This is a genomic window from Micromonospora sp. LZ37 (assembly GCF_059359015.1).
The window spans coordinates 83269-107837 of record NZ_JCADBL010000011.1 but is presented as its reverse complement, the minus strand read 5'-3'; the positions used below and the strand labels follow the sequence as shown (position 1 = coordinate 107837).

Genomic DNA, 24569 nt, shown 5'->3' with positions numbered 1-24569 from the left:
TCTCCGCCGGTGGCCGGTGCCGCCGGTGCCGCCGGTGGCGTTGGTGCTGCCGCATGCCGTCGCCCCTCTGCCCTGCCCTCGCCGGCGGCCAGGACCTCGGTCGCGTGCTTTAGAGCTGATGACGCAAACGACTCACCGCCACACCGCCACCGCCACACCGCCACCGCCACCGCCACACCGCCACCGCCACTCCGCCACCGCCACCGCCGTCCAGCCGTCGCCACCGTCGGCAACAGCCCTTGGGCGCGGGTGGGCTTGAGTCGTTTACGTCATCAGCTCTAAAGCGTCGGCACCCACATCGCTGTCCCCAGGCCGGCCACTTGTCCACAGCTTTGTCCACAGGTGGACGGCGGCGGTTGAAGAGGGTGGGCCGCTCGCCGGAGCATGGGTTGGTGACCAAGACAGTGGCACCACTGGTCGACCTCGCCGCCACCCTGCGGGCGCTGCGTCGCGCCGCCGACCTGAGTCAGCGGGAACTCGCCGAGCGGTCCGGGTGCCGCAGGCCACCCTGGCGCGGATCGAGTCGGGGGCACGCGAGCCCAGGTTCGGGACCGTTGAGCGCCTGGTGCGGGCCGTCGGAGGGCGGATCGTGATCTCGGTGGCTCCGCCGGTCTCCGGCCCGGTCACCGTGCCGCCGGTCTCGGGCCCGGTCTCCGTGCCGCCGGTCTCGGGCCCGGTCTCCGTGCCGCCGGTCTCGGGCCCGGTCTCCGTGCCGCCGGTCTCGGGCCCGGTCTCCGTGCCGCCGGTCTCGGGCCCGGTCTCCGTGCCGCCGGTCTCGGGCCCGGTCTCCGTGCCGCCGGTCTCGGGCCCGGTCGCCGTGCCGCCTGGCACCTCCCTGCCGCCGGGCGTCGGGCCGGTCGCCGTGCCGGCGGGCGTCGGGCCGGTCCTCGCGCCGGCGGGCGTCGGGCCGGTCGCCGCGCCGGCGGGCGGGGACGACGCCACCTGTTCCGGCGAAGCCGAGGTGACGTGCTCCCTGCCGGCGGTGCCGCACGACGAGCTTCGGGATCGGGCTGGGCGACGCTACCCGGCTCATCTGGACGTGTGGCCGGTGCGGGAGCCCCGGGACTGGCCGGGGGCGTGGTGGGCGGACTGGTACAACCTGCCGCCCGAGCGGTATCCGTTACCGTTGCCGCCCGCCACCTACGAGCGGGACCGGGGGTACCGGGACCGGCGGCGCCGGGCCGAACAGATTCGCCGGGAGTTCCGGGTGCGGTGGGTCACCGGCGACGGCCGGCCGGAGACGGCCTGGCGGTTCGTCGCGGAGCTGCCGGGCGGGGAGCTGATCGGTGAGCTACGTGCCCACGAGCGCAGCCCGCACCTGCTGTACGGGTTCGACGAGGAGAGGTGGCCCCGCGAGCTGGTGCTCGACGGTGTGCTGGTCGCCGGCGAGCATCGGCGGCTCGGCGTGGGGCGGCGCCTGGTGGAGGCGCTCCTGGGGCGGATGGAGCGGGTCGGCGTCGCCCGGGTCGCCGCGGTGGCCGACGGGGGTGGTGTCGCATTCCTCGCCGCCTGCGGGTTCCGTGGGGAGTCGCCGCGACCCGTCGCGCTGGCCCTCGACCGTCCGGTCAGCGCAGCGTCCGGGCGGCCTCCGTCAGGGCGATGAACGCCTCCCGCATCCGCCACGCCCCCCGGTCTCGGGGCCCGATCGGGTTGGAGACGGTACGTAGCTCGACGAAGGGCACGGCCGCCTGCGCGGCGGCCACCGCCACTCCGTACCCCTCCATGGCCTCGGCCACCGCGTCCGGGTGCCGGTCGGCCAGGGCCCGGGTGCTCGCCGCCGTGCCGGTCACGGTGCTGACCGTGAGGACCGCGCCGACGACCGCCCCCGGCAGCGCCGCCCGCAGGGTGGCCAGCAGCTCCGGGTCGGCGTCGACCGTGCGACCGCCGCCGAGCAGCTCCGGTGGCATGCCCAGCTCGTCGACCGGGATGAACCCCTCGGGGGACTCCGCGCCCAGGTCGGCGGCGACACTGCGGGTACCCAGCACGGTCCCGCCGACCGGCACCCGACCGGCGAAACCGCCGGCGATCCCGGCGCTGACCACCGCACGGTACGGACGACCCGCCGCCTCGGCCAACGCCAGCAGCCGGGCCGTCGCCGCGCCCGCCACGGCGGGCCCCACCCCGACCGGTCGTACCGTCACCGTCGGGTCGGTGAGGCCGGCTCGGACGGCCTCCGCCTCGGCCGGTACGGCCGTCAGCACCAGCAACCCCGTCACGCCACCGGCCCCTGGGACTCCCGACGCTGCTCGTCGTCCGCGCCTCCCGGCCCGCCGACGGACGAGGAGGGCCGGTAGATGTGGTAGCCGGGTGGGGCGAGCCCGGCGTCGTCGGCCGGGCCGGGGGAGGCCCCGGTGGGTGCCGGCGAGGTCGGCGCGGCCTCCGGGACGGGCGCGTCCCGGGTGGGCGCGTCCCGGGTGGGCTCGTCCGGCCCGGGTCCCCGGTCGGCCAGTTCCTCGTCGCCGAGAGGTCGGCCCGCCAGCCGCTCGGCGCGGAGCCGGCCCGCCACGATGACGCCCCGCACCGCGGCGAGGGTGCCCACCCCGGCGGCCACGGCGATGCCGACCCGCCCGTCGAACGGGACCAGGCCCAGCGCGCCGCCGGCCACGAACGCCAGCATCAGCGCCGTCTCCGAGTGGGCGAAGGAACTGGCCCGCAGCCGTTCCGGGATGCGTTCCTGGATCGAGGCGTCGACGGCCAGCTTGGCGATCCCGCTGGCCAGGGCGGCGACCAGACAGAGCACCACCACCATCGGCAGGGAGAACTTGATCGTGGCCAGGACCGCCACCCCCGCCACGATGACCAGGCTGCTGGACTGGATCGCCGCGGGCCGGTGGATGCGCAGCCGGGTGCCGACCGCGGTGGCCAGGAAGCCGCCCACCGCCAGCGCGCCGCCGACCAGACCCAGCGCGACCTCCGCGCTCAGGTCCCGGCCGAAGAACTCGGTGGTCAGGTCCCCCTTCTTCAACGCGAACGCGAGGAAGAGCAGCAGGAAGCCGTAGAGCGCGCGCGGCGCCGCCGCGCCGATCAGGGTGGCGATGACCAGCCGGCCCGCCGGCCGCCCCCGACCCAGCGGCCGGTCGCCGTCGCGGCGCAGCGCCCGCAGCGGACGCGGCACCCGCTCGGGCGGCTCGGAGTCCGCCTTCGGCGGCAGGCGCAGGGCGATCACCATGCCGACCAGGAAGATCACCGACGCGACCCGCAGCGGCCACTGCGGCCCGAACCAGAACGCGGCCAACCCGATCGGGGCCACCAACGCGCCGGCCACCGTGCCGTAGACGCTGGCCCGCGCACCCACCTGGGACAACCCCAGCCCCTCGGGCAGCAGTCGGGGCACGGCCGCCGAGCGGGCCACCCCGTACGCCCGGGAGAGCGCCAGCACGCCGAACGCCGCCGGGTACAGGCCGAAGCCGTGGATGTAGTCCGAGATCAACCAGGCCAGGAAGGCCCGGCCGAGCATGGTCGTGGCGAGCGCGTACCGGCGGCCGTGCCGGAAGTGGTCGAGCAGCGGACCGACCACCGGGGCGAGCATCGCGAACGGCACCATCGTGACCAGGAGGTAGAGCGCCACCTTGCTGCGCGCCTCGCCCAGCGGGACGTCGAAGAAGATCGTCCCGGCCAGGCCGATGGCGATCAACGTGTCGCCTGCGCAGGAGACCGCGTGCAGGTCGAAGAGGCGGACCATGCCGACCTCGCCGCCCGCGCCCTTCGCCCGCGCCGACCCGGCCCGCCGGGTCATCCAGCGCCCGCCGCGGGCCGAACCACGGAGCAGCAGACGGGTGGCGCGGATGCCCGTGCCGACGGTCCTACCGAGTACGGACCGCCCGGAGCGGGAGAACAGCGGCATGTGCACCATCCTCACCCATCTGATCCACGCGCGTCGCGCCACCGGGACAAGACGCACATCGGGGAGTCGGTGTCAGGCGGCCACGCGCATGGGGAACAATGGACGGGTGACCAGGCCCGCCTCCACCCGTGCCGCCCGCCTCGACCAGGTCTGCGCCGCCGCCGTCGAGGTGGCCCGCGACGCGATCACCGAGGTGGAGCCCGCCGACGTCGGCGACCACCTGCGCGCCGTCGCGGAGGGCGACCGGGTCGTCACCCACTACTTCGAATGCAAGCTGGCCGGCTACCGGGGCTGGCGCTGGGCCGTCACCGTCACCCGGGTGCCGCGCAGCAAGCACGTCACGGTCTGCGAGACCGTGCTGCTGCCCGGCTCCGACGCCCTGCTCGCCCCGGGCTGGCTGCCCTGGCAGGAGCGGCTCAAGCCGGGCGACCTGGGCCCCGGTGACCTGCTCCCCACCGCGCCCGACGACGAGCGGCTCGCCCCCGGCTACCTGCTCTCCGACGACCCGGCGGTCGAGGAGGTCTCCTGGGAGCTCGGCCTCGGCCGGCCCCGGGTGCTGTCCCGGGAGGGGCGCACCGACACGGCCCAGCGCTGGTACGACGGGGACCACGGCCCGTCCGCGCCGATCTCGGTCGCCGCGCCGGCCTCCGCCCGCTGCGGCACCTGCGGCTTCTACCTGCCGCTGGCCGGTGCGCTGCGGCAGTCCTTCGGTGCCTGCGGCAACTTCTACGCCCCCGACGACGGGCGGGTGGTCAGCGCCGACCACGGCTGCGGCGCCCACTCCGAGGCGCTGGTGGAGACCGGGGAGCCCGCGGTCGAGGAGCTGCCCACGGTCTACGACGACAGCGCGGTCGAGGCGATGTCGGTCAGCCGGGCGCCCGGCTCGGTGGGGACGGCCGAACCGGCGGAGCCGTACGGCCACTCCTGACGGTCAGCCCCGACGGGCCGACTCCCGACGGCGGCGCCGATTGGCGTCGTGTCGCATCATCACGGCCAGGCCGGGAAAGCCCCACAGGAAACCGGCCAGGCAGGTCCAGAGCCAGTCCTGGTGCCCGTGCTCGGTGAGCCAACCACGGAAGGCCAGCAGCACGAGACCGGCCACGGCCCAGGCGACCAGCCCGGCCACCGCGAACGGGACCATCGGCGGGTCGAGCGGCTCGGGCCGCGGCGGCTGCTCCTGTGGCACGGGCAAAGCGTACGCGATCAACTTTTGCTGCCGGGTCCTGATCTGGGACGATGCGCGCGACAACGGAAGATCACCTGCGAGGACCTGATGGCCATTGCGCCGCCGCCGGACAACGGCACTCCACCTGATCCCGCCCACCCTCGGAACGGTTTCGACCGGTTCTTCGAGATCTCCGCCCGTGGCTCGACGATGAGCCGCGAGGTCCGGGGTGGACTCGCGACCTTCTTCACGATGGCGTACATCGTGGTGCTGAACCCCCTGATCCTGGGTGGCGCCGTCGACGGCGACGGCCAGAAGCTCGCCATCCCCGCGATCGCCGCCGCGACCGCGCTGGTGGCCGGCGTGATGACGATCCTGATGGGTGTCGTCGGGCGCTTCCCGATGGCCCTGGCCGCCGGCCTCGGCGTGAACGCGCTGGTGGCGTACGAGATCGCCCCGCAGATGACCTGGGCCGACGCGATGGGCCTGGTGGTGATCGAGGGTGTGATCATCGCGATCCTCGTGCTCACCGGCCTGCGCACCGCGGTGTTCCGCTCGGTGCCGACCCAGCTGAAGACGGCGATCGGCGTCGGCATCGGCCTCTTCCTGACCATCATCGGTCTGGTCGACGCCGGCTTCGTCCGGCGGGTGCCGGACGTGGCGAACACGACCGTGCCGGTCGGCCTCGGCATCGGCGGCAAGCTGATCAGCTGGCCGCTGCTGGTCTTCGTGGTGGGCCTGCTGATCACCCTGGTGCTGGTGGTACGCCGGGTGCGCGGCGCGATCCTGATCGGCATCCTGGCCTCCACCGTGCTCGCGATCATCGTGGAGGCGGTCGCCAACGTCGGCCCGTCCTTCGTCAACGGCAAGCCCAACCCCGAGGGCTGGGCACTGAACGTGCCGGAGCTGCCCGGCAAGGTCGTGGCCTTCCCGGACCTGTCGCTGCTGGGCAACTTCAACGTGCTGGACTCGTGGACCCGGGCCGGTTGGCTGGTGCCGCTGATGTTCGTCTTCACCCTGCTGATCACGGACTTCTTCGACACCATGGGGACCATGGTCGCGATCGGCCAGGAGGGCGACATGCTCGACGAGCGGGGCACCCCGCCGCGGGCGAAGGAGATCCTGCTGGTCGACTCGATCGCCGCGGCGGCGGGTGGCGCGGCGAGCGTCTCCAGCAACACGTCGTACATCGAGAGCGCCGCCGGTGTCGCGGAGGGTGCCCGGACCGGGGTGGCCAACCTGGTCACCGGTGGCCTGTTCCTGCTGGCGATGTTCCTCGCGCCGCTGGCGGTGGTGGTGCCGTTCGAGGCCGCGTCGACGGCGCTGGTGGTGGTCGGCTTCCTGATGATGACCGCGGTGCGGACCATCGACTGGACCGACTACGAGATCGCGATCCCGGCGTTCCTCACCATCACCCTGATGCCGTTCACCTACTCGATCTCCAACGGCATCGGCGCCGGCGTCATCACCTACGTGGTGCTCAAGCTCGCGAAGGGCAAGGCGCGGGAGGTCCACCCGCTGCTCCACGCCGTGGCCGTGCTCTTCGTCCTGTACTTCCTGCGCGGGCCGATCGAGTCCGTGGTGCTGTAGCTCCACCGCCGCTCCGGGCCGGGGCCAGAAACCGGATACCCGGCCCGGAGCAGCACAAACGCCCCCGTGAGCCTGGTCATATCGCGTGTCGTTAGCCAGGCTCATTAGTTAGGCTAACTACTGTGACGGAGCGGACGGTGACGGCGAACCGCGTGCCACCGGCGCAGCTGGCCCCCCAGTTGCGTGATGCGATCACCCGACTCAACCGGCGGGTCCGACAGGCCCGCCCGGTCGGCGACCTGACGGTCACCCAGCTCTCCGCGCTCACCAGCCTCAAGCTGGCGGGCGCGCTGACGCCCCGGGAACTGGCCGACGTCGAGCGGGTGCAACCGCCGACGATGACCAAGATCGTCGCGAAGTTGGAGGAGCGCGGCCTCGTGCGGCGCACTCCCCACCCGACCGACGGCCGGCAGGTCATCCTCTCGGCCACCGAGGGGGGACGGGCCGTGCTCGACCAGTTCGAGCGGGTCCGCGACGAGTGGCTGGCCGACCGGCTGGCCGCGCTCCCGGAGGACGACCGCGACACGCTACGGCGGGCCGCCGAGATTCTCCAGCAGCTCGCCCGCGCCTGACCGCGTCGCGCGGTCCGCTTCGTCCGTTGTGGATGAGGCGTACCTGACGCGAGGAGGCGCACCAAGAGTGCAGGCGAAGCTGAGCACGATGTTCCAGTCCCTACGAGTCCGTAACTACCGACTCTTCGCCACCGGGCAGCTGATCAAACTGATCGGCGTCTGGATGATGTTCATCGCCCAGGACTGGCTCGTCCTCGAGCTCTCCGGCAACTCCGCCACCGCGCTCGGCGTGGTCACCGCGCTCCAGTTCACCCCGGTGCTGCTGCTCACCCTGCTCTCCGGCCGCCTCGCCGACCGGTACGACAAGCGCCTCCTGCTTTTCGCCGCCAACGCGTTCTGGACCGTGCTGGCGCTGGTGATGGCGGTGCTGGTGCTCACCGGCCTGGTCCAGCTCTGGCACGTGTTCGCCTTCGCCGCCCTGCTCGGCGTCGCCAACGCGGTGGAGACCCCGGTCCGGCAGGCGTTCGTCTCCGAACTGGTCGGCATGTCGCTGCTGCCCAACGCCCTCTCGCTCAACGCGGCGGTCTTCAACTCCGCCCGGATCGTCGGCCCGGCCGTCGCCGGCCTCGCCATCGCCGCCTTCGACGTCGGCCCGGTCTTCCTCTTCAGCGCGCTCAGCTCCATCGCCCCGCTGGCCACCGTGGTCCGGATGCGCCCCGCCGAGCTGCACCGCAAGGATCTCCCACCGGCCGGCGAACGCGACGCGGCGAAGGTGATCGACGGACTGCGGTACGTGTGGCGCCGCCCCGACCTGCTGCTGCCGATGGCGGTGATGTCGGTGATCGGGATGACGCTGTTCAACTTCCAGCTCACCCTCGCCGCGCTGGCCAAGACCGTCTTCCACACCGGCGCGGCCTCGTTCGGCCTGTTCAGCACCGCGCTGGCGATCGGCGCGCTGGCCGGGGCGCTCGCCGGCACCGGGCGGCGCAGCCGCCCCTCGGTGTGGGTGGTGCTCGGCGCGGCGGTCGGCTGCGCCAGCTTCGGCACCCTGGTCGGCTTCGCGCCGGCGTACTGGCTGGTGGTGACGCTGCTCCTGCCCACCGGCTTCTTCATGGTCTTCTTCGCCCAGGCCGCCAACCAGCGGGTGCAGCTCGGCACCGACGCCGCGTTCCGCGGTCGGGTGATGGCGCTGTGGGTGCTGGTCTTCCTCGGCACCAACCCGGTCGGCGCGCCGCTGATCGGCTGGGTCGCCGAGACCTACGGCGCCGGGGCGAGCATCTGGATGGGCGGGCTCATCTCGCTGGCCACCGCCCTGCTCGCGCTCACCTGGCAGCTGCGCCGGGCCGGCGCCCGGCTCCGGTTCCGGGTGCTGCCCCTGCCCCGCTTCTACGTGGTCTCCGCCTCCGACTACTGACCGCCGCCGGTGGCGCGGGCTGACACCGCCCCGCCTGCTGGCCGTCGGCGTGGCCGCCCGGCGTGCCACCGTCACGACGCCGCGCCGCGGCGTGTCGGGGTGTCACGCCGGCCGGACACACCGACACGCCGCGAACGGGCGCCAGCGGATCCCGGACGAAGGACCGGATGCTCCCGGATACCGGCAATCCGGTGGCGGCCGGTGGGTCGGGGCCTTAGCGTCGATTCGTGGGAGGCGGCAGCGCACTGACGCTCGTACTGGCGGTCCTCGCCGTGGCATGCCTGCCGGCGCTCTTCGCCCTGCTCTTCTGCCTCGACGAGATCCTCGACCGGGTGGTCTGCGGCTGGAGCGAGTGGCGCGAGCGACGACGCGAGCGGCGCGCCATCGCCCGGCTGGACCGGGCGATCGAGGCGGACGCCCTCACCCGCGACGTCGACCTCACCCAGCTCGACCGGGCCGACCGGCAGCCGCTCGAACTCATCGCCGCCGACCTGCGCCGCCTCGGCGGGCACCGGCTCGCCGCCGGGGGCCGCTCGGTGGTGTGGCACGCCTCGGTCATCGAGGCGTACGACGACCGGCTCCGGGCCGCCTGCCGCGCCCTGGGCGCCACCGAGCACCTCGCCGAGTTGCAGGGCGTCGACCGGGAGATCGAACGGGTCCGGGTCGAGGGTGTGCTCGCCGCGGCGGGGCTCGCCCTCCCGGCCGCCCGCGCCGGCGGTCGACCCCGTAACCGGCGGGCGTGAGACTCTTCGTCGCGGTCTACCCGCCGCCCGCAGCGGTCGTGGACCTCACCGACCGGATCGTCGGGCTGCGGGTCGGAGCCGCCGCCGCCGCGGGGATCAACGTACGCCTCGCCGACCCGGCGAACCTGCACGTCACGCTGGCCTTCCTCGGCGAGGTGGAGGCCGACCGGCTGGTCGACGTGGAGAGCACCCTGGGCCTCGCCGCGGAGACCGCCCGCGCCGGCCGGGACAGCTCACCCCGGCTGCGGCTGGGCGGCGGCGGGCGGTTCGGCCGGGGCCGGTTCACCGTGCTCTGGGTGGACCTGCTCGGCGAGGTCGAGGCCCTGCACGTGCTGGGCCGGCTGATCCGCATCGGCCTGCGCCGCAACCACCTCCCGCACGACGACCGGCCGTTCCGCCCGCACCTGACCATCGCCCGCCCCGGCGACCGGATCGACCGCGCCGACGTGGAGGCGGACCGGGTCGCGCTGGCGGACTACGCCGGCCCGGAGTGGCCGGCCACGGAGATGGTGCTGGTTCGCAGCCACCCGGGTCCCCGGCCGACGTACGACCGCCTCGCCGCCTGGCCCCTCTGACCGACCCGCCCCCGGCACGACCCACCCCGTTCGCGGCGTGTCGCGGCCATCCTGGCCTAGGACACCGCGACACGCCGCAAACCGTGCCGACCGGTCAGGGGCGGCGTGGCCCCACCCCCCCCATTTGCGGCGTGTCGGGGTTACCCCGGCCGGGGACACCGCGACACGCCGCAAACCGTGCCGGCCGTATTCGCGCCGGCCACCCGGCTGGCGGCGGTCGGCCGGGGACGGGGCGGGCGGGGGCGGGGCGGGCGGAGTTCGGGCGGGGTTACCAGGCCCAGGCCTCCGGGCCGGGGCCGCCGTTGCCGATCGGGGGGAAGAGTTCGTCGAGCCGCTGCTCCGTCGCCTCGTCGATCTCGACGGTCAGCGCACCGAGGCTCCGGTCGAGCTGGTCGACGGTGCGCGGGCCGATGATCGGGGCGGTCACGCCGGGCCGGGAGAGCAGCCAGCCGAGCGCCACGTCCGCCGGGTCGTGCCCAAGGTCCGCGCAGAGCTTCTCGTACGCCTCGATGGTGCTCCGGTGCTCGGCCAGCGCGTCGGCGGCCCGGCCGCTGGTGCCGCGCGCCGCCCCGCCCTCGGCGATCTTGCGCAGCACCCCGCTGAGCAGGCCGCCGTGCAGCGGCGACCAGGGGATGACACCCAGCCCGTAGTGCTGCGCGGCCGGGATCACCTCCAGCTCGACGTGCCGGGTGAGCAGGTTGTAGATGGACTGCTCGGCGACGAGCCCGAGGAAGTTGCGCCGCTCGGCGGCGGCCTGCGCCTGGGCGATGTGCCAACCGGCGAAGTTGGACGACCCGACGTAGATGACCTTGCCCTGGGCGACCAGGGTCTCCATCGCCTGCCAGATCTCCTCCCACGGGGTGGAGCGGGAGACGTGGTGCATCTGGTAGAGGTCGATGACGTCGGTCTGGAGCCGGCGCAGCGAGCCCTCGCAGGCCCGGATGATGTGCCGGGCGCTCAGGCCCTGCTCGTTGGGCCAGTCGCCCATCTTGCCGTAGACCTTGGTGGCCAGCACGACCTTGTCCCGCCGCCCGCCGCCCTGGGCGAACCAGCGGCCGATGATCTGCTCGGTGATCCCCTCGCCGGTCTGCCACCCGTAGACGTCGGCCGTGTCGAAGAAGTTGATGCCGTGTTCGAGCGCCCGGTCCATGATGGCGAAGCTGTCCGGCTCACCGGTCTGCGGCCCGAAGTTCATCGTGCCGAGGCAGAGCCGGCTCACCGAGAGACCGGTGCGTCCCAGATTCGTGTACTCCATGGAGCAACCCTGGCACGCGGGCACGTCGAGTGCCGCACGGCGCCAGGGTTGCTTCAGGTCCGATCAGGAGGATTCGCGCGCCGCCGGGCCGCTGCCGAAGAGCACGTCGTCCCAGCTCGGCAGGCGCTTGCGCGGCTTGCCCGAGGCGTCGGTGGACTCGCCCCCGGCGGCCGCCGCCGCGGCACCCGTACGGCGCGGCCGGAGCACGGCCAGCGACGGTACGGCGGGGACCTCCTTGGGCGCGTCCGAGTCGTCGTCGAAGGCCGAACCCTGGCCACCGCCGAGCAGCGCCGCCGCCCCGCCGCCGACCGCCCGCTGCCGGGGCGCGTCGGAACCGGCCATCGCGGCCGGGGAACGCGGGTCGAGCCCGCGCCCGGAGGTGCCGCCGAGCGGCCGGTCGAGGGAGGCGAGCAGGGCGTCCCGCCCGGCGCGGATCGGGTCCCGCCCGCCGCGGCTGTGCTCGCCGGCCGCCGGCAGGCCGTGCCCGCCCCGGCTCGGCTCGCCGCGGGACGGGCCGGGCAGCGCGTGCCCACGCTCCGGCGCCGGCTCCTGGCCGAGGATCGGCGTGGGGCGCTCGGCGCAGAGGTACTGCGCCATGTCGTCGTGCGGGGTGACGTTCTGCCGGAGCTTGTCGAGATCCCAGACCGCCTGCGCGGTGGCCTTGCCGGACGGCCAGGTGGCGACGATGCGCCAGGTGCCGTCGTCGCGCCGGTAGGCGTCCCACGAGATCTTCTCGGTGTCGATCCCGTGCTGGGCCAGCCGGCCGTTGACCACCTCGGCGAGCGGAGTGGGCTTCTCGGCGCCCTTGAGCCGGGTACGCCGGGCGTGCTGGGCGAGCATCGCCCGCTCCTGGAGCACCGGGCCGGCGTAGCGCAGGACCCGGTCGACGGGGACGCCGGCGATGCGGGCGACGTCCTCGGCGGACTCGCCGGACCGGATCCGGGCCTGGATGTCGCGCGGGGACAGCGACGGCGTCGGGTCGACCGTCGTCGACACCACCGCGAGCGGCGGCGCGCCGGGCTCGGCGTGCAGCGCCGAAGCGATGCGCTCGTCGATGGGGAGGGCGAGCAGGCGCCCGACCTCGTCGGCGAGCACCAGAGCCTGGCCGTCCTCGGAGAGGGCGACGAAGCGTACTGGGCGCATGGCGTAGCCTCCGTCCCGCTTCGCTGGCCGTCACGCCACGAGCCGGCCACCCGGGCGTCTCAACCACCGTACGCGCATCTACCCGAAGGTGGGGGATGCGACACCCGCATGTCGTGACTGAGCTGCGGCGATGATCACGGTGGGTGGCCGCCGGAGACTCCGTGGCCACCCACCGTGACGACGCGTCAGAGCCGTTCGACCACGTAGTCGATGGCGGCGGTCAGCGCCTCCACGTCCGCCGGCTCGACCGCCGGGTAGAGCGCGACCCGCAGCTGGTTGCGGCCCAGCTTCCGGTACGGCTCGGTGTCCACGATGCCGTTGGCGCGCAGGGCCTTCGCGATGGCGGTGGCGTCCACCCCGTCGGCGAAGTCGATGGTGGCGACCACGTTGGAGCGCAGCGCCGGGTCGGCCACGAACGGCGTGGCGAACTCGGACCGCTCGGCCCAGCCGTACACGATGCCCGCGCTCTCGGCGGTGCGCTTGGCCGCCCAGGCCAGCCCGCCCTGCGAGTTCATCCAGTCGGTCTGCTCGGCGGCCAGGAAGATGGTGGCCAGCGCCGGCGTGTTGTACGTCTGCTCCAGCCGCGAGTTGTCGATCGCGGTGACCAGGTCGAGGAAGGCCGGGATGTAGCGGCCCGACGCCTTGATCTCGGCAGCCCGCTCCAGCGCGGCCGGCGACATCAGGGCCAGCCAGAGGCCGCCGTCGGAGGCGAAGCACTTCTGCGGGGCGAAGTAGTAGACGTCGGTCTCGCCGACGTTGACGTCCAGGCCGCCCGCGCCGGAGGTGGCGTCGACCAGCAGCAGCGAACCCTCGTCGGCGCCGGCCACCCGGCTGATCGGCACCGCCACGCCGGTGGAGGTCTCGTTCTGCGGGGTCGCGTAGACGTCCACGCCGGCCTCGGCGACCAGCGTCGGCGCGCTGCCCGGCTCGGCCTTGCGGATCGTCGGCTCACCCAGGAACGGCGCGTCGGAGACCGCCTTGGCGAACTTGGCGCCGAACTCGCCGAAGCTGGCGAACTGGGCCCGGTCGCGGACCAGGCCGAAGGTGGCGACGTCCCAGAACGCGGTGGTCCCGCCGTTGCTCAGGATCACCTCGTAGCCCTCGGGGAGGGAGAAGAACTCGGCGATGCCCCGGCGCAGCCGGGCCACCTCGTCGCGGACCGTCTTCTGCCGGTGCGAGGTGCCCAGGTAGCTGCTGGCCGCCTCGGCGAGGGCGGAGACGGCCGCCGGACGGATCTTGGACGGCCCGCAGCCGAACCTTCCGTCGGCGGGCTTGATGTCGTCGGGAATCCGGATGGTCGGTGCGTCAGCCACGGTGGTCGAGATCCTTCCGCAAGGGCGAGGGCGGGCCCGTTCAGCGGGCACGGATCGACGGCGGACTTGTGCGCGGGCGCACGAGCGGCCGGGATCCGGGCCAGGTCCGGCGACACTGCCGGCCTTCATCCTCGCACCCGCCCCGGCCGTCGTACCGGTCAGTCGCGCCCTCGCCGGTGAGGCGTGCCCCACACCCGGCGCCGCGCCGCGCCGACCCGGTGAAGCGGACCGGGGCCCGGCCCCGTCCGGGAGTGGACGGGACCGGGCCCCGGTCGACGTGGCGTGGCGCCGGTGGGTCAGACGCCGTGCGGGATGGCGTCCCAGCCCTCGACCTCGCTGGGCTTGCGGCTGCCCGGCCCGACGTAGCGGGCGGAGGGGCGGACCAGGCGCTGGAGCTTCTTCTGCTCCAGGATGTGCGCGCTCCAGCCGCCCATCCGGGCGCAGGTGAACATCGAGGTGAACATGTGCGCGGGCACCTCGGCGAAGTCCAGCACCACGGCGGACCAGAACTCGACGTTGGTGGCGAGCACCCGGTCCGGGCGGCGGGCCTGGAGCTCGGCCAGGGCGGCCTTCTCCAGCGCCTCGGCGATCTCGAAGCGCGGGGCGCCCAGCTCCTTGGCGGTGCGGCGGAGCACCCGGGCGCGCGGGTCCTCGGCCCGGTAGACCCGGTGGCCGAAGCCCATCAGCCGCTCGCCCCGGTCGAGGACGCCCTTGACGTACCCCTCGGCGTCGCCGCTGCGCTCGACGGCCTCCAGCATGCTCAGCACCCGGCTGGGGGCGCCGCCGTGCAGCGGGCCGGAGAGGGCGCCGATGCCGGAGGAGATGCAGGCCGCGGCGTCGGCGCCGGTGGAGGCGACGATCCGGGTGGTGAAGGTGGAGGCGTTCAGGCCGTGCTCGGCGGCCGAGATGAAGTACGCGTCGACGGCCTTGACGTGCCGCGGGTCCGGCTCGCCCCGCCAGCGCTTCATGAACCGCTCGACGATCGTCTCCGCCTTGTCGATCTCCTTCTGCGGCACCGCCGGCAGGCCCAGGCCACGGGCGGACTGGGCGACGAAGGAGAGCGCGGTGACCGACACCCGGGCGAGGTCCTCGCGGGCCTGCTCGTCGGAGATGTCCAGCAGCTGGTCCAGCCCCCAGTACGGGGCCAGCATGGCGACCGCGGACTGCACGTCGACGCGGATGTCGCCGGAGTGCACCGGCACCGGGAACGGCTCGGCCGGCGGCAGGCCGGGGCCGAAGCGCCCGTCGACCAGCAGCGCCCAGACGTTGCCGAAGGAGACCTGACCGATCAGATCCTCGATGTCGACGCCGCGATAGCGCAGCGCGCCACCCTCGCGGTCCGGTTCGGCGATCTCGGTCTCGAAGGCTACGACGCCTTCCAGGCCCGGTTTGAAGTCGGACATGTCGTCTCCTGGATCAGGCTCGGTGCGCCTGCCGCAGGGCTCGATCCGGGCCCAGACCTTAGGCGACCCTCAGGGATGTGTTCGGAACATCTTGCCTGCTGGGTAACCAAGTGCGCGACCCAGTGCGACTGTGCCGCACGCGACATCCCCGAAGGTGGACGCTCCCCCGGCCTCGGCGAGACTGGGTGTCGGGGCCTGGCCAGCGTCGGGGGACGTGAGCGGTCCGACGAGGGGAAAGAGAAACGTGACGGGCGACACACCGGTGCCGGCGGCGATGCGTAACGAGTACGCCGCCGACCTGGGCCTTTCCGAGGCCGACCTGGCCGCCGACTGGTACACCCAGTTCGACCGCTGGTTCGCCGACGCGGTGGCCGCCGGCCTGCCCGAGCCGAACGCGATGATCGTCGGCACCGCCGACGCCGCCGGCCGCCCCAGCGGCCGCACCGTGCTGCTCAAGGGGTACGACCCGGAGGGCTTCGTCTTCTACACCAACCACGGCTCGCGCAAGGGCGCCGAGGTGCTGGCCAACCCGTACGCCAGCCTGGTCTTCCCCTGGTTTCCGATGCAGCGGCAGGTGGTTGTGGCGGGCCGGGTCGAGCAGGTCGACCGGGCCGAGACCGAGGCGTACTTCGCCAGCCGGCCGCGCGGCTCGCAGCTGGGCGCCTGGGCCAGCATCCAGTCCCGGGTGATCCCGGACCGGGCGGCGCTGGACGAGGCGTACCGGGCGGCGGCGGAGCGCTTCGCCGACGTCGCGCAGATCCCCGCGCCGCCGCACTGGGGCGGGTTCCGGGTCCGGCCGGAGTCGGTGGAGTTCTGGCAGGGCCGGGCCGGCCGGCTGCACGACCGGATGCGGTTCCGGCGTACCGACGTCGGGGAGTGGACCACCGAGCGGCTCGCGCCGTGACCGGGGTCCAGGAGGCCCGGCCGCGCGGGGCGCGCCGCTGGGCGATCGACCTGCGCCCGCTGCGGGTGCCCGCGTACCGGCGCATGTGGCTCGGCAACACGCTGGCCATGGTCGGCTTCCAGTTCACCGCCGTCGCCGTCCCGGTGGAGATGTACGCGCTGACCCGGGAGTCGTTCTGGGTCGGCCTGCTCGGCGTCGCCGGCTTCGTACCCCTGCTGATCTTCGGTCTCTGGGGTGGCGCGGTGGCCGACGCCGGCGACCGGCGGCGGGTCCTGCTCGCCGGTTCGGCGCTGCTCTGGGCCTCGATGCTCGGCCTGCTGGCGCACTCGCTGCTGGGCCGGGGCAGCCCGGTGGTGCTGCTGGCCCTGGTGACCGTGCACTCGATCGCCTTCGCGATCAGCTCGCCGGCCCGCACCGCGATCCTGCCCCGGTTGCTGCCGGCGGAGCTGGTGCCGGCCGGCAGCACGCTGAACTACACCACCTTCACCGCCGCGTCGGTCGTCGGGCCGCTCGCCGCCGGTCTGATCTTCGCGGCCTTCGGCACCGGCCCGGGCCTGCCGATCGCCTACGCGCTGGACGTGGTGCTCTTCACCGGGCTGGTCGTGGCCACCGTGCGGCTGCCCGCGATGCCCCCGGAGCCGCCGGCCGAGGGCGAGGCGCGGCGCGGCGGGCTCGCCGGCATCCTCGACGGGTTCCGCTACCTCGCCACCACGCCGGTGCTGTTGTCGTCGTTCGCCATCGACCTGATCGCGATGATCCTCGCCATGCCCCGGGCCCTCTTCCCGGAGATCGCCGACAGCCGGTTCGGCGGCGGCGCGGCGGTGGGCTGGCTCTACAGCGCCATCGCGATCGGCGCCATGGTGGGTGGTCTCACCTCCGGTTGGATCGGCCGGATCCGCCGGCAGGGCCTCGCCCTCGTGGTGGCGGTGGTCGGTTGGGGGCTGGCGATCGCCGCGGCCGGGCTGGCCCGGCAGCTCTGGCTGATGGTGCTGCTGCTCGCCCTCGCCGGGGCCGCCGACCTGGTCAGCGCGGTGCTGCGGCAGTCGATGCTGCTGATCTACGCGCCGGACCGGATGCGGGGCCGGCTCCAGGGGGTGAACACCGTGGTGGTCGCCGGTGGACCACGCCTCGGTGACCTGCGGGCCGGGGCGATGGCCGCCGGGTTCGGCACCGGCGTCGCCTGGGTGGGCGGCGGCCTGGTCTCCGCCGCCCTGGCGGTCGCCCTGGTGGCGGCCTTCCCGGCGCTGCTGCGCTACCGGGCCGGTGCCGCCCGTGACTGAGGGTCGCCGCGCGGGATCACATCCGCCACGGCCGGCGTCAACCGGTGCCCGCCGGGCACAGTAAGGTCGCCGGCATGGACAACGTCGGGCAGCGCCCACCTTCCGGGGCACAGTGGACAATTGCCGCAGACGGCCACGAAGCCGTCATCGTGGAGGTCGGCGGGGGCGTGCGGTCGTACCGGCACGACGGCGTCGACCTGCTCGACGGGTACGCCGAGGACGAGATCTGCCCCGGCTGCGCCGGCCAGGTGCTCGCCCCCTGGCCCAACCGGATCCGGGACGGGAAGTACACCTTCGGTGACCGGTCGCTGCAGCTCACGCTCAGCGAGCCGGAGCGCGGGGTGGCCATCCACGGGCTGGTCAACTGGGTGCCGTGGTACCTGGTCGAGCGGTCGGACGACGCGGTGACGGTCGGCTACGACCTGCCGCCCACCCCCGGCTACCCGTGGCCGCTGCGGCTGCGCACCCGGTGGAGCGTGGGCGCGGGCGGGCTGCGCGCCGAGCACGAGGTGACCAACACCGGCGCCGAGCCGGCGCCGTTCGGGTTCGCCGTCCACCCGTACCTGCGCCTGGCCGGGGTGGCGGTGGACGACCTGGTGCTGCGGCTGCCGACCCGCGCGCGGGTCGAGGTCGACTCCCGGCTGCTGCCGATCGGGGTCACCCCGGTCGCCGGCACCGAGTACGACTGGACCAGCCCCCGCCGGATCGGCGACGCCCGGCTCGACACCTGCTTCGGCGACGTGGTCCGCGACGAGGACGGCGGCACGTCGGTCAGCCTCACCGCCCCCGACGGCGACCGCGGCGTGCACATCTGGGCGGACCGGGAGTTCGGCTGGTGGCAGGTGTTCACCGGCGACGCGCTCACCGGCGAGCGGTACCGCCGCTCGGTGGCGATCGAGCCGATGACCTGCCCACCGGACGCGTTCCGCTCCGGCAAGGACCTGATCACGCTGAAGCCCGACGTGACCTGGCGGGGCGCCTGGGGCGTCCGACCGGGCGTCTGAGCCGGCGGCCGGCGTGGAGTTCAGCGAGGTCGTCCGGCGACGCCGGATGGTGCGCAACTACGACCCGGACCGCCCCGTCCCGCCCGACGTGGTGGACCGGCTGCTCGACCACGCCGTCCGCGCGCCGTCGGCCGGGTTCGCCCAGGGCTGGGGCTTCCTGGTGCTGGAGGCCCCGGAGGACCGGGAGCGGTTCTGGACGGCGGCCACCCCCGGCGGGGGCGGGCGGGAGCGTTGGCTGGCCGGGATGCGCCGGGCGCCGCTGATCATCGTTCCGCACGCGAACCGCTCCGCCTACCTGGAGCGGTACGCCGAGTCCGACAAGGGCTGGGCGGACCGGTCGACCGACCGTTGGCCGGTGCCGTACTGGCATGTGGACACCGGCTTCGCCGCGCTGCTGATGCTGCTCACCGCCGTGGACGAGGGGCTGGGCGCCTGCTTCTTCGGCATCCCCCCGCAGCGACTGGACGCCTACCGGGCGGCGTTCGGCGTGCCCGAGGCGTACCAGCCGATCGGCGCGATCACGGTGGGTTACCGGGCGCCCGACCACCGGTCACCGTCGCTGCGTCGGGGCCGGCGGCCGGTCGGCGAGATGGTCCGGCGCGGCCGGTGGAGTTGAGCGTGGTTCGTACGGTCCGGGGTGGGTACCGGCGGTAGCGAAACCGACATGAGGGAGTAAAACGCGGTGTGGCGCGGACGGTTAGGCTGGCACGGTCATCGGCGCCGCACGGCGCGGCCCCACGGCGTGGCCCAACTCCACGCCCTGGATCGGCCCGGATGCGGGGAGGGGAGGGTGCCGTGATCTTCAGAGCGGTTCGGGACGGTCGTCCCTACCCGGAGCACAACTACACGCTCAAGCAGTGGGCGGAGATCCCGCCGCGTCCGCTGCGGCTGGACCAGCTCATCACCACCAAGCGGGAGCTGGCGCTCGACAAGCTCCTCGCCGAGGACTCCACCTTCTACGGCGATCTCTTCCCGCACGTCGTGCAGTGGAACGGCGGCCTCTACCTCGAGGACGGCCTGCACCGCGCGCTGCGCGCGGCGTTGCAGCAGCGCAACCAGATCCACGCCCGGGTGCTGGTGCTGGGCGGTCAGCCCGAGTGACGCCCGCCTGACGAATCGTTAAGGTGGCCCCCATGAGCCCTCTGGACCTGCTCGACATCGACGCGTCGCTCAGCGAGGAGGAGCGGCAGATCCGCGCCGTCGTGCGCCAGGTCGTCGACGACCGGGTCCGCCCGCAGGTGGCCGGCTGGTACGAGGACGGCCAGGTCCCCGCCCGCGAGCTGGCCCGCGAGTTCGGCAAGCTCGGCCTGCTCGGCATGCACCTGACCGGGTACGGCTGCGCCGGCGCCTCCGCCGTCGCGTACGGGCTGGCCTGCCTGGAGCTGGAGGCCGGCGACTCCGGCGTCCGCTCCCTGGTCTCCGTGCAGGGCTCGCTCGCCATGTACGCCATCTGGCGCTACGGCAGCGAGGAGCAGAAGCAGCGCTGGCTGCCGGAGATGGCGGCCGGCGAGGCGATCGGCTGCTTCGGGCTGACCGAGCCGGACCACGGCTCCGACCCGGCGTCGATGGCCACCCGGGCCCGCCGCGACGGCGACGACTGGATCCTCAGCGGCGCCAAGATGTGGATCACCAACGCGCCGATCGCCGACGTCGCGGTGATCTGGGCGCGCACCGACGAAGGGGTGCGGGGCTTCGCCGTACCCATGGACACGCCCGGGGTGACGGCGCGGGAGATCCGGCGCAAGATGTCGCTGCGGGCCTCGGTGACCGGCGAGATCGCCCTCGACGACGTCCGGCTCCCGGCCGACGCCCGGCTGCCCGGGGCGACCGGGCTGAAGGCCCCGCTGAGCTGCCTGACCGAGGCCCGGCACGGCATCGTCTGGGGCGCGCTCGGCGCGGCCCGCGACTGCCTGGAGACCGCCCTGGGGTACGCGACCACCCGCACCCAGTTCGGCCGGCCGCTGGCCGGCTTCCAGCTCACCCAGGCCAAGCTCGCCGACATGGCGGTCGAGTGGAACAAGGGCTACCTGCTGGCGCTGCAGCTCGGCCGGCTCGCCGAGGCCGGGAAGCTCCGCCCCGAGCAGGTCAGCGTGGGCAAGCTGAACAACGTCCGGGAGGCGCTGTCCATCGCCCGGCAGTGCCGGACGATCCTCGGCGCGAACGGCGTCTCCGGGGAGTACCCGGTGATGCGGCACGCCAACAACCTGGAGAGCGTGCTGACCTACGAGGGCACCTCGGAGATCCACCAGCTGGTCATCGGGCAGAAACTGACCGGGCTCTCCGCCTTCGCCTGAGCAGGGTCTTCACCCGTCCGGGTCGCTCGCCGCGCGGGTGTCGTACGGGGCACGTAACGTCATTGCCAGACGACGTGTCTGAAGAGGGCGGTGAGGGCGATGGCCCGCGACGGTGAGATCCCCACGAGCGAGTTCCCCGGCTACCCGACCGCCGACACGCTCCCGACCCGCTCCGGCGAGGCGTCCGAGCCGCCGGCGGGCGGGGCCGGATCCGGCGGGGGCAGGTCGGGTGGGCCGACCCGCGGCCTGCTCGCGGTGCTCGGCGCGGCGGCGCTGGCCGTGGTGGTGCTGCTCGGCGCCCAGGCGACCGGGATCTTCCCCGACTTCCGCAACCCGTTCGCCCAGGAGCAGACCGACCGCAGCCAGCCCCCGCTGCTCAAGTCGATCCAGGACCTCAGCCGCTACGTGGCCGCCGAGGGCAACTTCCAGGTCGTGGTCGACCTGCAGAACGACCGGCGCAACGTGCCGGACTTCCTGCTCAACCAGCGGACCCTCTTCGTCGGGGCGGGCAGCGTGGAGGCGTACGTCGACTTCGGCAAGATCTCCGAGGGGGCGGTGGTCGAGTCCGCCGACGGGAAGTCCGTCGAGATCAAGCTGCCGGCGCCGCAGCTCGGCAAGACCAACCTCGACCTGGAGAAGAGCTACGTCTTCGCCGAGGAGCGCGGCCTGCTCAACCGGCTCGGCGAGCTGGTCGGCGGCGACCCCAACCGGCAGCAGCAGGTCTACCAGCTCGCCGAGGAGCGGATCACCGGCGCGGCGCGGGACAGCGGGCTGACCCAGCGGGCCGAGGAGAACACCCGCAAGATGCTGGAGGGCCTGCTCCGCTCCCTCGGCTACGAGAAGGTCATCGTCACCTACACGGCCCCCTGAGCCGCGCGGGCCCACGCCCCGACGACGCCGCAGCGCCCGCCCCGGTGACTCCCGGGACGGGCGCTGCCGTGTGCCGACCCGTCGCGGCGCGGCCCGGGGGAGCGGGCCGCGCCACTGCGGAGCGGGCGATGCGGCTTCGGAGCGGGCTGCGCGGCTTCGGAACGGGCCGCGCGGCGGAGGGGTCAGTAGCGAGGGGTGGGGGCGTAGCGGTCCTCGTTGGGCATCAGGACCCAGAGGACCAGGTAGACGATCACCTGGGTGCCGGGCAGGAAGAGGGACAGCAGGAACAGCAGCCGGATCATGCCGGCGGAGGTGTTGAACCGGCGGGCCAGGCCGGCGCAGACACCGGCGAGCATTCGCCCCTCGCGGGGCCGGACCAGTTTGCGATTCATCGTCGTACTCCCACTCTGCGGCGATCCGCCGCTCTGCATTCCACGGTAGGAAGGGGCGGCCAGCGCGCCCTCCGTCGCGAGGGGGATCCGGCGACCCCCGTACCCGTAGGTGGTTACCCGCGTCGGCCCCGCCCGACGCGCCACCGCGCCCGCGTCCTGCCGTCCCCGCCCCCGCGCCTCCCCGCCCTCCGCGCGGCCGGGGCGGCCCGCCGCCCGCCTCACAGTTTGCGGTGTGTCGGGGTGTCCGGGCCGGCGGTTACCGCGACACACCGCAAACGGTGGCGGTGCCGCTCGCCCGGCCCCGGCCCGCAGCCCGTCTCCCCCCGTTTGCGGTGTGTCGCGGTGTCCGGGGCGGCGGTCACCGCGACACGCCGCAAACTGCGGCGGGCCGGGGAGGCCGGGGCCGCGTGCCGGGCGGCGGGCGCGGGGCGGGGCAAGATTGGGGGAGACGTGCCGTCACCAGGGGCGGGAGGTGCGGTGGGCGGGGTAGGCTCGCCGGTCGGACACCGCCCACCACCCCGGGCGGTGCCGACGCCCCGCCGGAGACCCTGGCGGGCGGAACCCGGGTCGGACCCGGCACCACCGGGGACGACGGCGAGGAAGTGCAGCCATGATCAGTGTTTTCGACCTTTTCAGCGTCGGCATCGGGCCGTCCAGCTCGCACACCGTGGGCCCGATGCGGGCCGCCCGGACCTTCGTCGCCGGGTTGAAGGCCGACGGGCTGCTCAGCGACGTCGCCCGGGTCCAGGCCGAGCTGTTCGGCTCCCTCGGCGCCACCGGGCACGGCCACGGCAGCGACAGGGCCGTGCTGCTCGGGCTGGAGGGCGAAGCCCCGGAGACGGTCGACACCGACGTGGTGGGCCCCCGGGTGGCCGCGATCCGCGCCGAGCGGCGGCTCGCCCTGCTCGGCACCCAGGAGATCGACTTCGACCCGGACCGCGACCTGGTGCTGCACCGGCGGCGGTCGCTGCCGTACCACCCGAACGGGATGACCTTCGCGGCGTACGACGCGGCGGGCGGCGCGGTCAGGACGCGCACCTACTACTCCGTCGGCGGCGGGTTCGTGGTCGACGAGGCGGCCGCCGGGGCGGACCGGATCAAGCCGGACACCACCCGGGTGCGGTACCCCTTCTCCACCGGCGCCGAGCTGCTCGACGTCACCGCCGCGACCGGCCTGTCGATCAGCGAGGTGATGCTCGCCAACGAGTGTGCCTGGCGCAGCGAGGCCGACGTGCGGGCGGGCCTGCTGGAGATCTGGCGGGTGATGCGGGAGTGCGTCGAGGCCGGCTGCGAGCGCGACGGCGTGCTGCCCGGCGGGCTGAAGGTGCGCCGCCGCGCCGCCGAGCTCCGCCGGAGCCTGGAGGCGGAGACCGACTCGGTCGACCCGCTGCGCGCGATGGACTGGGTGACGCTCTTCGCGCTCGCGGTCAACGAGGAGAACGCGGCCGGCGGCCGGGTGGTCACCGCCCCGACCAACGGGGCGGCCGGGATCATCCCGGCGGTGCTGCACTACTACACCCGGTTCGTGCCGGACGCCTCCGACGAGGGGGTGGTGCGGTTCCTGCTGGCCGCCGGGGCGATCGGCGTGCTGTTCAAGGAGAACGCCTCGATCTCCGGCGCCGAGGTGGGCTGCCAGGGCGAGGTCGGCTCGGCCTGCTCGATGGCGGCGGGCGGGCTCGCCGAGGCGCTCGGTGGCACCCCGGCACAGGTGGAGAACGCCGCCGAGATCGGCATGGAACACAACCTGGGGCTGACCTGCGACCCGGTCGGGGGGCTGGTGCAGATCCCGTGCATCGAGCGGAACGCGGTGGCTAGCATCAAGGCGATCACGGCCACCCGGCTGGCGCTGCGCGGCGACGGGGTGCACGCCGTCTCGCTGGACAAGGTCATCAAGACCATGCGGGAGACGGGCGCGGACATGAAGGTCAAGTACAAGGAGACGGCGCGGGGCGGCCTGGCCGTCAACGTGATCGAGTGCTGAGGGGCATTCCTTCACCGACTGCTAACCTGTCGTCCGTTCAGCGAAGCGGGAGGCGGCGGTGACCTCTGGCGTGGCGGCGTTGTGGTCGCACCGCAACTCGCTGCGGATCCTCGTCAAGCGTGACCTCGCGGTGAAGTACCAGCAGTCGGTGCTCGGCTACTTCTGGTCGCTGATCGAGCCGCTCGGCATGGGCGCCATCTACTTCTTCGTCTTCGGGGTGCTCTACTCCGGCGCCACCAGCCGGCACCTCGGCGAGGCCGCCGGGTCGTACCCGCTCTTCCTGGTCACCGGCATCTTCGCCTGGATGTGGACCAGCTCCGCGCTGAGCGAGGCGACCAACGCGCTGACCGGGCAGTCCCGCCTGATCACCACGATGAACGTGCCCCGGCAGGTCTTCCCGATCGGCCGGGTCACCGGCCGCTTCGCCGAGTACCTCGCCGGCCTGCCGATCCTGGTCGCGGTCGCCGCCGGCTACGCCGCGCACGGCCGGATCAGCCCCGGCTGGTCGCTGCTCGCCCTGCCGCTCGCCGTCGCGGTGCAGGGGACCCTGCTGGTCGGGCTCGCCCTGCTGCTCTCCGCGGTCAACGTGCTGATGCGCGACGTGGAGCGGTTCATGCGGCTGGTGATCCGGGTGCTCTTCTACGCCACACCGATCATCTACCCGCTGAGCCTGGTCCGGGACTCCAACCTCCCCGGCTGGGTGAAGGTCGCCTACGAACTCAACCCGCTGGTCGGGATCTTCCAGCTCCAGCACGCCATCTGGTATCCGGCGGAGTTCCCCGACGCCCGGCTGCTGGCCACCACGATCGGCGGCAGCCTGCTGGTGCTGGCCGCCGGCTGGTGGTCGTTCCGCCGGCTCGAACCGGCCGTGCTGAAGGAACTGTAGG

24 protein-coding genes are annotated in these 24569 nt (G+C 73.8%); 16 read left to right on the top strand and 8 right to left on the bottom strand.

Going from position 1 to position 24569, the window contains the following annotated elements; genetic code table 11:
* The first annotated feature begins 565 nt into the window (after positions 1–565).
* Positions 566–1603, top strand: coding sequence for a GNAT family N-acetyltransferase (locus tag AC5L3Z_RS22055; RefSeq protein ID WP_494844711.1), 1038 nt, complete (start codon positions 566–568; stop codon positions 1601–1603).
* On the opposite strand, the gene AC5L3Z_RS22050 is transcribed toward AC5L3Z_RS22055, so the two are convergent.
* A complete protein-coding gene (locus AC5L3Z_RS22050) occupies positions 1566–2216 on the bottom strand; it encodes a futalosine hydrolase (RefSeq protein WP_494844709.1) in 651 nt (216 codons plus the stop codon). The genes AC5L3Z_RS22055 and AC5L3Z_RS22050 overlap by 38 nt on opposite strands.
* Positions 2213–3844, bottom strand: coding sequence for an MFS transporter (locus AC5L3Z_RS22045; protein WP_494844707.1), 1632 nt, complete (start codon positions 3842–3844; stop codon positions 2213–2215). Before AC5L3Z_RS22045 ends, AC5L3Z_RS22050 begins: the two co-directional genes overlap by 4 nt.
* Positions 3845–3932: 88 nt before the next feature.
* Here AC5L3Z_RS22045 and AC5L3Z_RS22040 point away from each other — a divergent pair, with 88 nt between their 5' ends.
* The gene (locus tag AC5L3Z_RS22040; protein ID WP_494844706.1) at positions 3933–4772 is read left to right on the top strand and encodes a DUF3027 domain-containing protein; all 840 of its coding nucleotides are present in this window, start codon (positions 3933–3935) and stop codon (positions 4770–4772) included.
* A gap of 3 nt (positions 4773–4775) precedes the next feature.
* On the opposite strand, the gene AC5L3Z_RS22035 is transcribed toward AC5L3Z_RS22040, so the two are convergent.
* Positions 4776–5030, bottom strand: coding sequence for a DUF2530 domain-containing protein (locus AC5L3Z_RS22035; protein WP_494844705.1), 255 nt, complete (start codon positions 5028–5030; stop codon positions 4776–4778).
* 87 nt (positions 5031–5117) lie between these two features.
* Between AC5L3Z_RS22035 and AC5L3Z_RS22030 the strand changes: the two genes are divergently transcribed.
* The 5 genes from AC5L3Z_RS22030 (at position 5118) to thpR (ending at position 9843) form a co-directional block, all read left to right on the top strand.
* A complete protein-coding gene (locus AC5L3Z_RS22030) occupies positions 5118–6599 on the top strand; it encodes an NCS2 family permease (RefSeq protein ID WP_494844703.1) in 1482 nt (493 codons plus the stop codon).
* A 122-nt stretch (positions 6600–6721) separates the two neighbouring features.
* Positions 6722–7171: a MarR family winged helix-turn-helix transcriptional regulator gene (locus AC5L3Z_RS22025; RefSeq protein WP_334530704.1), complete on the top strand. Its 450-nt coding sequence runs from the start codon at positions 6722–6724 to the stop codon at positions 7169–7171.
* A 67-nt stretch (positions 7172–7238) separates the two neighbouring features.
* Positions 7239–8525 carry an MFS transporter gene (locus AC5L3Z_RS22020; protein ID WP_494844701.1) on the top strand — a complete coding sequence of 429 codons (1287 nt, stop codon included), beginning with the start codon at positions 7239–7241 and terminating at the stop codon, positions 8523–8525.
* 227 nt (positions 8526–8752) lie between these two features.
* Positions 8753–9268 (top strand): hypothetical protein, encoded by a 516-nt coding sequence (locus tag AC5L3Z_RS22015; protein ID WP_494844700.1) that lies wholly within the window; start codon positions 8753–8755, stop codon positions 9266–9268.
* Complete coding sequence (gene thpR, locus AC5L3Z_RS22010; protein WP_494844699.1) at positions 9265–9843, top strand: RNA 2',3'-cyclic phosphodiesterase; 579 nt, start codon at positions 9265–9267, stop codon at positions 9841–9843. The genes AC5L3Z_RS22015 and thpR overlap by 4 nt, the downstream gene beginning before the upstream one ends.
* 268 nt (positions 9844–10111) lie before the next feature.
* On the opposite strand, the gene AC5L3Z_RS22005 is transcribed toward thpR, so the two are convergent.
* From AC5L3Z_RS22005 to AC5L3Z_RS21990, 4 genes are all read right to left on the bottom strand, one after another.
* On the bottom strand, positions 10112–11098 hold the full coding sequence (locus AC5L3Z_RS22005; RefSeq protein WP_494844697.1) for an aldo/keto reductase: 987 nt from the start codon (positions 11096–11098) through the stop codon (positions 10112–10114).
* A gap of 63 nt (positions 11099–11161) precedes the next feature.
* Entirely contained in the window at positions 11162–12241 is a 1080-nt protein-coding gene (sepH, locus tag AC5L3Z_RS22000; protein WP_494844695.1) for a septation protein SepH, read from the bottom strand.
* A 185-nt stretch (positions 12242–12426) separates the two neighbouring features.
* Positions 12427–13554 (bottom strand): phosphoserine transaminase, encoded by a 1128-nt coding sequence (gene serC, locus AC5L3Z_RS21995; protein WP_494844694.1) that lies wholly within the window; start codon positions 13552–13554, stop codon positions 12427–12429.
* Between the two features lie 296 nt (positions 13555–13850).
* A complete protein-coding gene (locus AC5L3Z_RS21990; protein WP_280839119.1) occupies positions 13851–14957 on the bottom strand; it encodes a citrate synthase 2 in 1107 nt (368 codons plus the stop codon).
* A gap of 274 nt (positions 14958–15231) precedes the next feature.
* Between AC5L3Z_RS21990 and pdxH the strand changes: the two genes are divergently transcribed.
* From pdxH to AC5L3Z_RS21955, 7 genes are all read left to right on the top strand, one after another.
* Complete coding sequence (pdxH, locus tag AC5L3Z_RS21985) at positions 15232–15861, top strand: pyridoxamine 5'-phosphate oxidase (RefSeq protein ID WP_494844867.1); 630 nt, start codon at positions 15232–15234, stop codon at positions 15859–15861.
* Positions 15858–17141, top strand: coding sequence for an MFS transporter (locus AC5L3Z_RS21980; protein WP_494844692.1), 1284 nt, complete (start codon positions 15858–15860; stop codon positions 17139–17141). The genes pdxH and AC5L3Z_RS21980 overlap by 4 nt, the downstream gene beginning before the upstream one ends.
* Positions 17142–17215: 74 nt before the next feature.
* Complete coding sequence (locus tag AC5L3Z_RS21975; protein ID WP_494844690.1) at positions 17216–18145, top strand: aldose 1-epimerase family protein; 930 nt, start codon at positions 17216–17218, stop codon at positions 18143–18145.
* Between the two features lie 13 nt (positions 18146–18158).
* Positions 18159–18761 (top strand): nitroreductase family protein, encoded by a 603-nt coding sequence (locus tag AC5L3Z_RS21970; RefSeq protein ID WP_494844689.1) that lies wholly within the window; start codon positions 18159–18161, stop codon positions 18759–18761.
* 179 nt (positions 18762–18940) lie between these two features.
* The gene (locus AC5L3Z_RS21965) at positions 18941–19246 is read left to right on the top strand and encodes a type II toxin-antitoxin system VapB family antitoxin (RefSeq protein WP_334530675.1); all 306 of its coding nucleotides are present in this window, start codon (positions 18941–18943) and stop codon (positions 19244–19246) included.
* A gap of 32 nt (positions 19247–19278) precedes the next feature.
* On the top strand, positions 19279–20439 hold the full coding sequence (locus AC5L3Z_RS21960; protein ID WP_494844686.1) for an acyl-CoA dehydrogenase family protein: 1161 nt from the start codon (positions 19279–19281) through the stop codon (positions 20437–20439).
* A gap of 99 nt (positions 20440–20538) precedes the next feature.
* Entirely contained in the window at positions 20539–21309 is a 771-nt protein-coding gene (locus tag AC5L3Z_RS21955) for a DUF4230 domain-containing protein (RefSeq protein WP_494844685.1), read from the top strand.
* A 182-nt stretch (positions 21310–21491) separates the two neighbouring features.
* Here the strand turns inward: AC5L3Z_RS21955 and AC5L3Z_RS21950 are convergent, their stop codons facing one another.
* On the bottom strand, positions 21492–21701 hold the full coding sequence (locus tag AC5L3Z_RS21950; RefSeq protein WP_494844683.1) for a PspC domain-containing protein: 210 nt from the start codon (positions 21699–21701) through the stop codon (positions 21492–21494).
* 610 nt (positions 21702–22311) lie between these two features.
* On the opposite strand from AC5L3Z_RS21950, the gene AC5L3Z_RS21945 reads away from it, so the two are divergent.
* Together AC5L3Z_RS21945 and AC5L3Z_RS21940 are read left to right on the top strand one after the other, a co-directional pair.
* Entirely contained in the window at positions 22312–23682 is a 1371-nt protein-coding gene (locus AC5L3Z_RS21945; protein WP_494844682.1) for an L-serine ammonia-lyase, read from the top strand.
* 58 nt (positions 23683–23740) lie between these two features.
* Positions 23741–24568 carry an ABC transporter permease gene (locus AC5L3Z_RS21940; RefSeq protein WP_494844680.1) on the top strand — a complete coding sequence of 276 codons (828 nt, stop codon included), beginning with the start codon at positions 23741–23743 and terminating at the stop codon, positions 24566–24568.
* Position 24569: the final 1 nt, after the last annotated feature.